This is a genomic window from Bacillus sp. BS98 (assembly GCF_008432245.1).
Lineage (GTDB): Bacteria > Bacillota > Bacilli > Bacillales > Bacillaceae_G > Bacillus_A > Bacillus_A toyonensis.
Genome location: NZ_CP043830.1, coordinates 4,856,892 through 4,870,323 on the forward strand (window position 1 = coordinate 4,856,892; position 13,432 = coordinate 4,870,323).

Sequence of the window (13,432 nt, forward strand, 5' to 3'; positions counted from 1 at the left end):
TCCCCTTCATGCTTGTATACCTACTAACATCTCCTAGTAAAATAAGGACCACACCATCTATGTTCATGAGTTTTTACAAAAGTCCAAGTGAAATCTTTATCTACAATATATATATCACCTTTATACATATCATCTGTTTCACGTAATATATCATCCATACTTAATAAACTCGCATCTTTTATTAGTAGTACATCATTACAGTGTTGATAGAAGATACAGCACTCCTTTTTCACTTCATTATGAAACGCGTTCTCCGCTTCTTTCCCCTCTAAACACTTCTTCTTCTCATAACTAAATATGTGCCAAGATACCCACAGCCATACTTATCTCCATAAAGGAAAATGTCTTCTTTTTCTTCATCACTTAAATGGTTTGCAAAATGCTCCTCCCAGCGCTTGCGAAAATAAACACCCCAATTTTGAAACTCTCTTACCTTCATATTTTTCTTTCTTAAAATATCTATAAACTCCATTTTCTCCCCCTATGAACGAAAAACCGAGTGTCATTTCCACTCGGTTTTTCGTAATAAACTTATTGCGATAGCTCTACTTCTTTTATTTTCTCTTTCATTCTTGCTTTATCACGATTTAATATCTCTTTTAAATACTTACCTGTATACGAGCGTTCTTCTTTTACTACTTGCTCTGGCGTTCCAGAAGCGACGATTTGTCCACCTTTGTCCCCGCCCTCTGGTCCAAGGTCAACGATATAATCAGCTGTTTTAATCACATCTAAATTATGTTCAATTACAAGTACCGTCTCACCACTCTCTACAAGACGTTGCAACACTTCTAGAAGACGTGCAATATCATGTGCATGTAAACCCGTCGTTGGTTCGTCTAAAATGTATAACGTACGCCCTGTAGAACGACGGTGTAATTCAGAGGCTAATTTCACGCGCTGTGCTTCACCACCTGATAACGTCGTTGCCGGCTGTCCTAATTTCATATAACCTAGCCCAACGTCTACAAGCGTTTGAAGTTTACGCTTAATTTTTGGGATATTAGCGAAGAACTCTACCCCATCTTCAATTGTCATTCCTAATACTTCAGAAATGTTCTTATCTTTATATTTCACTTCTAACGTTTCACGGTTGTAACGTTTACCATGACAAACTTCACACGGCACGTATACATCTGGTAAGAAGTGCATTTCGATTTTAATAATTCCATCACCACGGCACGCTTCACAACGTCCGCCTTTCACATTAAAGCTAAAACGTCCTTTTTGATATCCGCGCACTTTCGCTTCATTCGTTTGAGCAAACACATCACGAATATCATCGAATACACCTGTATACGTCGCTGGGTTAGAACGTGGTGTACGACCGATTGGCGATTGATCAATATCAATTACTTTATCTAAATGCTCAAGACCTTTAATCTCTTTATGAGTACCTGGCTTCGCTTTCGCTTTATATAACTTTTGCGCTAACGATTTATATAGTACTTCATTAATCATCGTACTTTTACCTGATCCAGATACACCCGTTACCGCTACAAACGTACCAAGTGGGAATGACATCTTCGCATTCTTTAAGTTATTCTCTTTTGCACCGACAATCTCCACTTTACGTCCGTCACCTTTACGTCTTTCAAGTGGAACTGGAATAAACTCTTTACCGCTTAAATATTTTCCTGTTAACGAATTCTCATCTTGCATAACTTCAGCTGGTGTACCTGCTGATACAACTTGACCACCATGAATACCTGCACCAGGTCCGATATCAAGTAAATAATCAGCAGCCATCATCGTATCTTCATCATGCTCAACAACAATTAACGTATTTCCTAAGTCACGCATTTCCTGCAATGTACGAATAAGACGATCATTATCGCGCTGATGTAAACCGATAGAAGGCTCATCAAGGATGTAAAGTACGCCAGTGAGTCGAGAACCAATTTGTGTTGCTAGGCGAATACGTTGTGCCTCACCACCTGATAAAGTACCAGCCGCACGACTTAACGTTAAATAATCTAAGCCAACGTTTACTAAGAAACCTACACGTTCTTGAATTTCTCTTAAAATTAAATGAGCAATTTTTTGTTGTTTCTCCGTTAACTCAACATTTGAGAAGAATTCCTGTACTTCTTGAACAGAATATTTCGTTACGTCAGCAATCGTTTTATCACCAACGAAAACAGCTAAACTCTCAGGCTTTAAGCGTCCGCCTTTACACTTCGGACAAGCTTGCTCCGCCATATATTTCTCCATTTGTTCACGAACATAATCAGAACTCGTCTCACGATAACGACGCTCTATATTCGGAATAACACCTTCAAATAAAATCTCATTTTCCTTTACTTGACCAAATTCATTTACATAGCGGAAATAAACTTTCTCTTCACCGCTCCCGTACAACACTTTATCAAATAAATCTTTCGGTATATCTTTCACAGACATATCCATGTCAACGCCGTAATGATTACACACAGATTGTAAAAGTTGTGGGTAATATTGTGAACTTGTCGGTTCCCAAGGAGCAATCGCATGTTCATTTAATGTTAAATCCCAGTTCGGAATGACAAGCTCTAAATCTACCTCTAACTTTGAGCCAAGTCCATCACAAGAAGGACATGCACCGAACGGACTGTTGAATGAGAACATACGTGGCTCTAATTCACCAATTGAAAAACCACAATGCGGACATGCATGATGTTCACTAAATAGAAGTTCCTCTTCTCCCATAACATCGATTAACACTCGTCCCCCGCCAAGCTTTAATGCACTTTCAAGAGAATCCGCAAGACGACTCGCAATTCCTTCCTTTACAACAATACGGTCAATTACAACTTCAATAGAATGCTTTTTATTTTTATCTAACGTAATCTCTTCTGACACATCTAGCATTTCACCATCAACACGTACACGAACATACCCTTGCTTCTTAATATCTTCAAGTACTTTCACATGTGCACCTTTACGTCCAGACACGATAGGAGCTAACACTTGTAATTTCGTACGTTCAGGATATTCAAGAACACGGTCTACCATCTGTTCCACTGTTTGTGATGTAATTTCAATTCCGTGATTTGGACAAATCGGCGTACCAATTCGTGCGAATAATAAACGTAAATAATCATAAATCTCCGTCACTGTCCCGACAGTTGAACGTGGATTACGACTCGTTGTTTTTTGATCAATCGAAATCGCTGGTGACAACCCTTCAATCGTATCGACATCCGGTTTATCCATTTGTCCTAAAAATTGGCGTGCATACGCAGATAACGATTCTACATATCTGCGCTGCCCTTCTGCATAAATTGTATCAAACGCTAATGATGATTTCCCTGAACCAGACAATCCCGTTACAACAACAAGCTGATTTCTCGGAATGGTTACATCAATATTTTTTAAGTTATGTGCTCTAGCACCTTTTACAACGATAAAATCCTTGCTCATGCTCACTCTTTTCACCCTTCCGCTTTTAATTCTAATAGTAAATCTCTTAATTCAGCTGCACGCTCGAAGTCTAACGCTTTTGCTGCTTCTTTCATCTCTGCTTCGATCTTAGCGATTGTTTTCTCACGTTCTTTCTTCGTCATCTTCTTAGCAGGAGTTGCTTCATATGTTTCCGGTTCTTCGGCCGCTGTCGTTGCACGGATTACATCACGAACGCCTTTTTGAATCGTTTTCGGCGTGATACCATGCTCTTCATTGTAAGCTTCTTGTATAGTACGACGACGCTGCGTTTCTTCAATTGCAATTCCCATCGATCTCGTTATGCGATCTGCGTACATAATAACGCGGCCGTTTTCATTACGCGCCGCACGACCAATCGTTTGAATTAACGAACGTTCTGAACGCAAGAATCCTTCCTTATCTGCATCTAAAATAGCTACAAGTGATACTTCTGGAATATCTAATCCTTCTCGTAATAAGTTAATACCGACAAGTACATCAAACTTACCAAGGCGAAGGTCACGGATAATTTCAATACGTTCTAACGTTTTAATTTCAGAGTGAAGATAGTTCACTTTAATTCCTACATCTTTTAAGTAATCCGTTAAATCCTCTGACATTTTTTTCGTTAAAGTCGTAATTAATACACGTTCATTTTTTGCAATGCGATCTTGAATTTCTCCTAATAAATCGTCAATTTGACCTTCAATTGGTCGTATATCAATTGGTGGATCTAAAAGCCCTGTTGGACGAATAATTTGTTCTATTACCTCCGGTGACTGCTCTAATTCGTATGGTCCTGGCGTTGCCGAAACGTAAATAACTTGATTCGTTTTCTCTTCAAACTCATCGAACGTGAGCGGTCTATTATCTAAAGCTGATGGCAGACGGAATCCATGATCCACAAGTACTTGCTTACGTGCTTGGTCCCCGTTATACATTGCTCTTACTTGCGGCACTGATACGTGCGACTCATCCATAACAATTAAGAAATCCTTCGGAAAATAGTCTAATAACGTATACGGCGTTGCACCCGCTGGACGAAGTGTTAAATGACGGGAATAGTTTTCAATCCCTGAACAAAAGCCCATCTCGCGCATCATTTCTAAATCATAACGTGTACGTTGCTCTATACGCTGCGCTTCTAACAACTTACCATTATCATTTAATTCTTTTAAACGCTCTTCTAATTCTTTTTCTATATTTTCAATAGCAACCTTCATTTTTTCTTCACGTGTAACGAAGTGAGATGCTGGGAAGATTGCTACATGATCACGTTCTGCTAATACTTCACCTGTTAACGCATTTACTTCACGAATACGATCGATTTCATCACCGAAAAATTCAATTCGAATACAATGCTCGTCAAGTGATGCCGGGAAGATTTCAACTACATCTCCGCGCACACGGAATGTCCCACGCTTGAAATCAATATCATTACGTCCGTACTGTACATCAACAAGTTCACGAAGCAATTGATTGCGATCCTTTTCCATACCAACTCGAAGTGAAACAACTAACTCGCGGTATTCTTCCGGAGAACCTAAACCATATATACACGAAACACTCGCAACGATAATTACATCGTCCCGTTCAAATAATGCAGACGTTGCTGAGTGACGCAATTTATCGATTTCATCATTAATTTGCGCATCCTTTTCTATAAAAGTATCCGTTTGCGGTACATACGCTTCTGGCTGATAATAATCGTAATAACTAACAAAATATTCAACTGCATTATTCGGAAAAAAATCTTTCAGCTCACTATATAATTGTCCTGCTAACGTTTTATTATGAGCCATCACAAGTGTTGGCTTCTGTACTTCTTTAATGACATTTGAAATCGTAAATGTCTTACCCGTCCCTGTCGCTCCAAGCAACACTTGCTTTTTCTTTCCACTATTAAGTCCCTCTACAAGCTTCTCTATAGCTACCGGCTGATCACCTTGCGGGGAATACGCTGAGATAATTTCAAATTGATGTTCCAAGTAAAATCCGACCTCCTCATAAAAATCTGTATTATTATTTTACCACGAATGCCCATAAAAAACCTAAAAAAACGAACAGATATTCGGTAAAATTTTCGACAATATATATGGAAAAAGGAAGGATTTACACTAACTCCCTCATTAAAACCTCATTTTAAAGAGACATATAAAACTAGCTCTTTTCCTACTGTCATCCTCTCCTATACAAACTATTGGTATACCAGAAAAAGCTACCTTCCTCTATGAAAGTAGCTTTTCTTTCCCTTCCTCCTTCTTCGGAAAAATAACATATGAAAATGAAATTGCTGTATCAACTAAAAATATAATTGCCCACACTTGGCTCACTCGACTCGCAGTTTTATTTAAAACGATTCCTGACTCTAACCAATTGCCCCATTGTTCAAATGGAATAAGCCCATACGCGAAGAAAAAGAAAGTATGCACAACAACGAATAAAACAAGATGTAATACCCAATTTTTTATTTCCTGCTTTGCATAGGCCATACCTGTTAATTCTATATGTTCTTCAATAACAGGCGCTGGTTCATTCCGCCATTTCGCAGCTAACTTTTGCACAAATATATCAAGCTTCTTCAAATCCTTTTTCCCGTAGAAGACCGCATACAATAAAATGATCACGGTAATAATCTGAAAGTTAGAAAACTTTCCTGTTTGATAATAGTCCACTACCCCTAAGGTTAAAATGAACACTTCATTTACGAGTAGTACAATCCCCATAATAAAGCTTGCCTTCTTCAAACGGAATCCGTAACGAAGTAAAAAGAAACCGATAGCCGATAACCAAAATACAATCTCTGCCCCAATTAAAAAGTACCAACGATATTCTGCGAGTATACTCATTTATCCTTCTCCTTTTCATCATATATACGAAAAGCTTCATCCATATATAATAAAAATTCTTCTTCGATTGGATACATGCTCATTTTCTGTGAATCTTCCTTCGATTTTCTAACTTCCCATAACTTATCTAAAAACGCTTCATCACCATTGGCCATTTCTAAACACTTCTGCATTAATCTCTTCATTGCCCCTTGCACCTCATCACTTGCAGTTTCTTTACCGTCTTTCATAAAAGTGCGTAATTGCTTTAATAAATCTACCCACTCTAACACATTGGGATCTTCCTCACTCATATTTGGCAAATTATGAAGCAACTTTTGTTCTTCCTTTGAAAATACTTCATTTTGAAATATTTCACGTATACGAGAAGACTGTTTCGAAAGCTGGATCAGTTCAAACATAACTTTCCAATCGAGCTCTCCCTCCACATCCACCGAATAAACAACTGCTTGTAAAACGCGCTCCATTCGATTGAATTTCTTTTGTTCTTCCTGTACAAACCGAAGTTGTTTTTCAAGCGAATCCTTTAAGTTAAGCTCACCTTTTACTAACATATTCGCAGACTCTTTTAGTGAAAATCCCATTTCTTTTAAAAATAAAATTTGTTGGAGACGTATTACGTCAGCTTCACTATATAAACGATGCCCGCCTTCTGTTTTCCCGCTCGGCTTTAATAAATCTATTTGATCATAATAACGTAATGTACGTACTGTTACCCCTGTCTCTCTCGTCAATTCTTGTATTGAAATCACTGCCATCACCTCTTCCCCTTCATTATAAAAGATGACGTTACGTAACTTTCAAGACTTTTGTAAAAAAATACAAAAAGCTGTTTATACTCATTGTATAAACAGCTTTTACGGAAATAATCCTTTTTGTACAGCGCGCCCACAAAATAAAATAAGCGCTCCAACAACAACAACACTTGTTGCTGTTTTATGGTAATGAGTTGAAACTAATAAATAATACGATAAACCAACAGTACCAATCATAATACAAATACTTGGCACTGGATTACGAGAGAAATTTTGCATTCCCCAAAGAAGTGCAAAAATAGCTGTAGCGACACATAACACCGGTAATCCCATTCCGCTTCCCCTTTATATATCTATTTGCTAGTCTTTGTTAATACGCTCATTGATAACATACTAATTAATACCCCAAAACCAGTCCTTATATATTTAAACGTTTAATCTAATTGAAATCTCTCAAACTTATCATGTATTTCCTCTCCCCTTACTCCAGCGTAAAGATTTCCTCCACCTTCACCCCAAAATATTTGGCGATTTTTAGGGATAACTCTAGACTCGGATTGTAATGGTGATTTTCAATCGCTATAATCGTCTGACGCGTTACCTGCATCACCTTTGCCATTTCAACTTGTGTTATATGATTTTGCTTTCTTAATTCTTTAATTTTATTTTTCACACCCATAGGATCCACCTTCAAAAGTAAAGATATCTTTACTTGAATTATAAATATTTTCCAATTACAAGTAAAGATTATTTTACAAATTTTAGAAAAACATTCCACTGAACACCTTCTCTAACAAAGTACGATAGTAGTTAAGTTTATATCGGCGATTCTCCCAATATATCGACTTACTAACAAATACTGAAATCCATAGCGCTATAATCATAAGAAAAAGCTGTCCCAAAATATCTTTTGGAACAGCTTTCTCCTCTACTACATAAATCCTAATACCCATACAAGAACATATCCAAGAATAGAAAGACAAACCGAGCCAATCAGCCCCGCCACGAATGCTTTGCTTCCTAACTTACGGAACGTTTTAAACTCTACATTTAAACCGAGACCTGCCATCGCCATTGCGATAAGCATGTACGCAATTATTACAATATAGCCGGCAACAACTTCGGGGATAATCCCGAGTGAATGCACCGCACTCATCGCTAAAAATCCGAATATAAACCAAGGAATCGGAAGCTCCTTCCACGATTTCTTTTCTTCGCTTCCCTCGCTCTTACCAAACCATAACCCAATTAAAATCGCTACTGGTACAAGCATCGCAACGCGCGTTAATTTCACGATAACTGCGATGTCGACAGCCGTGCTACCGCCTGGTGCCGCAGCCGCAATTACGTGAGCAATTTCATGCAGCGTCGCTCCCGAGAATACACCGTAACCGTACGGAGATAAGCCAAGCACTGGATATAATAATGTATAAATAAGCGTAAATATCGTGCCTAAAATAGCAATAATTGCGGCACCAACCGCCGTTTCATCGTCCTTTGCTTTCACTTGTGGTGCAATTGCCACGACCGCTGCCGCACCACAAATCGCCGTTCCACACGCCGTTAAAATCCCAAGTTTCTTTTCTACTTTAAATACTTTTGTCAATCCATATACAACGAAAATGGTGAATGTAATAACTACCGCTGCGATGACCAATACTTTCGGCCCAGCCTTCGCAATATCAACCAGATTTAATCGCATTCCAAGTAAGATAATCCCAAAGCGAAGCAACTTCTTACTCGCAAAGTTCGTTCCCGCTATCGCTTCTGGAGGGACTCCAATCGCTGCGCGCCAAATCATCCCAATTAGAATAGCAATTACTAATTGTCCCATAATATTTAAAAATGGAAGCTCCGCTAAATATTTCGCAGCAATGGCGATTAATAATGTAATCCCAATACCTTGCGAAAATCCAAAGCCCTTTTTCTTTTGTATAACAAGTGTTTGTTCCACCTTGTACCACCCCAATAATCGTATTGGAACATGCATGTTCTTTCTACTTACATTATAAGAGAGTTTTTATAATAAGTTTAATATCAATATTTAATCCCTATCATCAGAAATACTTATGATAAAATAAAAACAAAAATAAAGGGGCCTAACAAATGAACGTCGACATTTTGAAAATCTTTGTGACTGTCGTTGAACAGAAACATTTTTCTCGTGCAGCAGAACTTTTAAACCTTTCACAACCCGGTGTAAGCATGCACATTCGCAACCTGGAAAATGAATTTGGAACTACACTCATTCAGCGCTCCCCAAAGCATGTACAAGTTACGGAAGCTGGAAACATATTATACATACATGCAAAGCAAATGCTCTCTCTTTATGATGATGCAAAACAGGAAATTAACGAATTACATAACGTTGTAACAGGAACACTTCGCATCGGTGCTAGTTTTACAATTGGCGAATACTTACTTCCCAAAATACTTGCTAACTATGCCAATGAAAATCCGCACGTCGAAGTTCATACCCTTATCTCTAATACAGAAGAAGTTTTGCAAAGCCTTCGCTCTAATCAAATTGATATCGGCTTAGTAGAGGGGCAAGTCGTATATGCTGACGTAGACGTTGAAGCGTTTATGCAAGATGAAATGAAGCTCGTCGTCCCTCCAAATCACCCATTACTTCACATCAAGGATATAAACGAAGCTACTCTCCAAGACCAAGTATGGGTATTAAGAGAAAGTGGCTCTGGGACACGTGCCTATAGCGATCGTTTTATTCATCAACATCATTTAAAAATGAAACGATTCTTTACATTTAGTAGCATTCAAAGTGTAAAGGAAGCCGTCGCTGCCGGGCTTGGCATCGCTATACTTTCTGATTGGACCGTGCGGAAAGAACTACTAGCCCAAGAACTATTCCACGTCGAAGTTCCAACTGAAAAACTAATTCGTCCATTCTCCATCGTGCGTGGCAAATATTTCATTCCATCTAAAGCCATTCAAGTGTTTTTAAATCATGTAGATTCTTTTGCGAAAAAACAGAGTTGACCTTCACATTAGTGTGAAGGTTTACAATACATGTAAAAGGAGTGAAATGCAGTGCGAATTGGAGAGTTATCAAAAGAAACTGGCGTTAGCGAAAGATCGCTAAGACATTATGAAGAAAAGGGATTGCTCCCTTCAAATCGCCTCACAAACGGCTATCGTGATTTCGATAAAAGTGCCATTGAAAAAGTAGAGCTTATCCAAATGTACTTACAGCTCGGCTTAAATTTAGAAGAAACTGCAAGAATGCTGCGCTGCCTCGAAATCGAACCACATCTATACGAAAATCCATGCAGCAGTATCCTTGCACTTTACGAAGATAAGCTCAATGAAGTAACAAGGCAAATCTCATTACTTTCTAACATTCAAACGAATTTACAAAAACACGTTTCACTCCTAAAACAAGAAAAAGAAAAGGGATGATTGCATGTTTGTTATACACGGCAGTTCAAGACAAAATGGGAATACGGAAGCCTTAACATATATGATGATTGATGGAATGAAAGCAGAACAAATTTATTTACGTGACCATACCATTTATCCTATTACAGACCAACGCCATGATGCTGAAGGATTTCAACCTGTAAATGATGACTACGAGCAATTAACCAAACGCATGCTAGAGCACGACACGATTATCTTTGCTACACCACTATACTGGTACGGAATGAGCGGCCATATGAAAAACTTCGTTGATCGCTGGTCACAAAGCTTACGTGATACCTCTCTTCATTTCAAAGAGAAAATGAAAGGTAAAAAAATGTACGTCGTCATCGTTGGCGGAGACAATCCGAAACGGAAAGCATTGCCACTTATTGCTCAATTCCAGTATATCTTTGATTTTGTTGGTTCATCATTTGAAGGGTATATTATCGGGGATGCGAATGGATTGGATGAAATCAAAAATGATGCTGAAGCACTTACAAAGGCACAACTGTATAATAGCAAATTTAAAAATAGCTAACAGAAATAAGTTTGACAAACCCGTTTGTATGCGCATACAATAAAAATAATATTATGAAAGGAAGGTAATTTGACCAATGAAGTTCTAATTCTCTTATTTATTTCATCCATCACAAATAGTGAACAAAAATGATGAAAACTAGCAGAGGATTAGTCTGTCCATTTGTCGATACTTTCTTTCGAGACGATCATGTGAAAAATCGTTTATTTATGTACGATTTTTACATTGAAGGGCGACGTTTATCCTCTCTAGTGAAACTAGGGAGGTTTTTTTATGACTATTTTATTCGCACGTAATATTGAAAAGAGTTTTGGTGACCGTACCATATTTACGTTACCATCACTAGAAATTCACGCACACGATCGCATAGGAATCGTTGGAGTCAACGGAGCTGGAAAATCTACGTTGTTGCAAATATTAAGTAAAGAAATAGAAGCTGACAAAGGGACAGTAACTCATCATAGTTCTATCGCCATCATTCCACAGCTTAGCGATACAATACTGGAAACCGCTTCTTCTCTTGCAAAAGGAAAATGGAGTATTTCAAACGTCGCAAATTCAATGAGCGGCGGCGAACGAATGCGCCTAAAGATTGCCCATGCTCTCGAACAAGATGCAGGCATTTTATTCGCTGATGAACCAACGAGCCACTTAGATATGGCCGGTACAGAGCAATTAGAAAAAGCACTTTTATCTTATAAAGGGGCACTTGTTTTAATATCGCACGATCGTGATTTTTTAGATAATATATGCACAAAAATCATTGAAATTGAAGACGGCATGATTCAAGAGTATAAAGGAAACTATTCCAACTATCGAAAGCAAAAAGAACGTGAACGAATACAAAAGCAAGCAGAGTATGAGCAATATATACAAGAAAAAAATCGTTTAGAGCAATCAATTTCACAAAAAAAACAACGTGCTTCTAGCATGACAAAAATCCCAACTCGGTTCAGTTCATCTGAATCTAAACTTTATAAGTTAAGCGGGGCTCATGGGCAAGAACAGGTTAGCAAAGCAGCCAAAGCATTAGAAACACGTCTCGAAAAACTAGAAAAGAAAGAAAAGCCAAAAGATCTTTCTCAGGCTCAGTTTGACGTGCAATACCATACACCCATTCATAGTAAAGTGGCAGTACAGTTCAATAAAGCAACAAAGAAAATAGGCGACCGCACACTATTTAAAAATATGAATGGAACTATTGTCCCTGGTGCAAAATTAGCTATTTTAGGAGCAAACGGAAGTGGCAAAACAACTTTGTTCAATATGCTTCTCACAAACGAGCGTGGCATTCAGCTTTCAAAAAGTTGTAAAATTGGATACTTTGAACAAGCACTATCCATTTTAAAAACAGATAAAACCATTTTAGAGAACGTTCTAGAAGAAACCAACTATACAGAAGCATTCGTTCGCACAATACTTGCCCGGCTTCTATTCCGTCGTGAAGATGTTCATAAACCTGTGCACGTTCTAAGCGGGGGTGAACGAATGAAGGTTGCACTCGCAAAAATATTTTTAGGAAACTATAATATGCTCCTGCTCGATGAACCGACGAACTATTTAGATTTAACAACACAGGAAGAATTAGAAAACATGTTACAAGAGTATCCTGGCACTATACTCTTCATTAGCCATGACCGTGCCTTTATTCGTTCTGTTGCAGACCATATTCTACAAGTAGATGAGAGCGAACCAAGAATATTCTATGGCAATTACGAGCAATACATTAAAAGAACCACTCAAGCTTCCGTAAACGTTACTGAACAAGAATTATTGCGATTACAAACGAAATTAACAGAAGTCATCAGCCGGATTTCTATACCCAATCATCAGGATGACATCACATTTCTTGAACAAGAATATGAAAAATTATTAGTTCAAATTCAGCGGTGTAAAGAGGCGCTCTAATGTCTTCCCTATATATCGACGGGGCCTTCCACATTTCCCAAGAAATATCGCGGCTTCGACATAAAGATAATATTAGACATCACAATAACAAAAAGCCGTGCACCAGCACGGCTTTTCACTTTATCTTGCTACTTGTGGGCATTAAATGCCCAGTTTGTGATGGCTAATAACTAGCCGGGATGCCCCCACTGATTAAAGTTTCACTTTATATACGGACAGCAGTCCCACTCACCGCAACCATTAGCATTCCTTCGCGAACTACTTCGTAATCCACGTCAATACCAACGATGGCATTCGCATTTTTTTGCCTTGCGAATGTTTTCATCTCTTCCATTGCGATGTCGCGCGCTTCTTTTAGTTTGCTTTCATAAGCGCCTGCACGGCCGCCGACAACGTCACGGACAGATGCGAAAAGGTCACGAACAATATTCGCACCCATAATCGCTTCTCCATTCACGATATCAATATACTCAATAATTTCTTTCCCTTGAATTGTAGATGTTGTTGTTACAATCATGCTTTATAGCCTCCCATATAAGATTTCCACTTACTTATGG

General features: G+C 38.4%; 12 protein-coding genes and 1 pseudogene. 4 read left to right on the forward strand and 9 right to left on the reverse strand.

What is annotated here, in order from left to right; translation table 11 throughout:
- Positions 1-23: 23 nt before the first annotated feature.
- The 8 genes and pseudogenes from F0362_RS25440 to F0362_RS25475 all read right to left on the reverse strand — a co-directional run bounded on the left by F0362_RS25440 (position 24) and on the right by F0362_RS25475 (position 8,960).
- Positions 24-472: pseudogene (locus F0362_RS25440) on the reverse strand (DUF4275 family protein).
- Positions 473-531: 59 nt separating this feature from the next.
- Complete coding sequence (gene uvrA / locus F0362_RS25445; protein WP_000030986.1) at positions 532-3,402, reverse strand: excinuclease ABC subunit UvrA; 2,871 nt, start codon at positions 3,400-3,402, stop codon at positions 532-534.
- An 11-nt stretch (positions 3,403-3,413) separates the two neighbouring features.
- A complete protein-coding gene (gene uvrB / locus F0362_RS25450; protein WP_000401005.1) occupies positions 3,414-5,390 on the reverse strand; it encodes an excinuclease ABC subunit B in 1,977 nt (658 codons plus the stop codon).
- A 240-nt stretch (positions 5,391-5,630) separates the two neighbouring features.
- Positions 5,631-6,251, reverse strand: a complete 621-nt coding sequence (locus F0362_RS25455) for a hypothetical protein (protein ID WP_000025214.1) — start codon at positions 6,249-6,251, stop codon at positions 5,631-5,633.
- Entirely contained in the window at positions 6,248-7,009 is a 762-nt protein-coding gene (locus tag F0362_RS25460) for a MerR family transcriptional regulator (RefSeq protein ID WP_000268449.1), read from the reverse strand. The genes F0362_RS25455 and F0362_RS25460 overlap by 4 nt, the downstream gene beginning before the upstream one ends.
- Positions 7,010-7,108: 99 nt before the next feature.
- The gene (locus F0362_RS25465; RefSeq protein WP_097936106.1) at positions 7,109-7,339 is read right to left on the reverse strand and encodes a hypothetical protein; all 231 of its coding nucleotides are present in this window, start codon (positions 7,337-7,339) and stop codon (positions 7,109-7,111) included.
- 148 nt (positions 7,340-7,487) lie between these two features.
- Positions 7,488-7,685, reverse strand: a complete 198-nt coding sequence (locus F0362_RS25470) for a helix-turn-helix transcriptional regulator (RefSeq protein WP_097936114.1) — start codon at positions 7,683-7,685, stop codon at positions 7,488-7,490.
- Between the two features lie 252 nt (positions 7,686-7,937).
- On the reverse strand, positions 7,938-8,960 hold the full coding sequence (locus F0362_RS25475; RefSeq protein ID WP_000438410.1) for a YeiH family protein: 1,023 nt from the start codon (positions 8,958-8,960) through the stop codon (positions 7,938-7,940).
- Positions 8,961-9,112: 152 nt separating this feature from the next.
- Between F0362_RS25475 and F0362_RS25480 the strand changes: the two genes are divergently transcribed.
- The 4 genes from F0362_RS25480 (at position 9,113) to abc-f (ending at position 12,875) form a co-directional block, all read left to right on the forward strand.
- Positions 9,113-10,006 (forward strand): LysR family transcriptional regulator, encoded by an 894-nt coding sequence (locus F0362_RS25480; protein WP_001099965.1) that lies wholly within the window; start codon positions 9,113-9,115, stop codon positions 10,004-10,006.
- Between the two features lie 51 nt (positions 10,007-10,057).
- Positions 10,058-10,426 (forward strand): MerR family transcriptional regulator, encoded by a 369-nt coding sequence (locus F0362_RS25485; protein WP_001219224.1) that lies wholly within the window; start codon positions 10,058-10,060, stop codon positions 10,424-10,426.
- Between the two features lie 4 nt (positions 10,427-10,430).
- Positions 10,431-10,967 carry a flavodoxin family protein gene (locus tag F0362_RS25490; protein ID WP_000497639.1) on the forward strand — a complete coding sequence of 179 codons (537 nt, stop codon included), beginning with the start codon at positions 10,431-10,433 and terminating at the stop codon, positions 10,965-10,967.
- A 273-nt stretch (positions 10,968-11,240) separates the two neighbouring features.
- Entirely contained in the window at positions 11,241-12,875 is a 1,635-nt protein-coding gene (abc-f, locus tag F0362_RS25495) for a ribosomal protection-like ABC-F family protein (RefSeq protein WP_097859567.1), read from the forward strand.
- A 205-nt stretch (positions 12,876-13,080) separates the two neighbouring features.
- Here abc-f and F0362_RS25500 read toward each other — a convergent pair whose 3' ends face one another.
- Positions 13,081-13,392: a heavy metal-binding domain-containing protein gene (locus F0362_RS25500; protein ID WP_000637523.1), complete on the reverse strand. Its 312-nt coding sequence runs from the start codon at positions 13,390-13,392 to the stop codon at positions 13,081-13,083.
- Positions 13,393-13,432 lie beyond the last annotated feature (40 nt).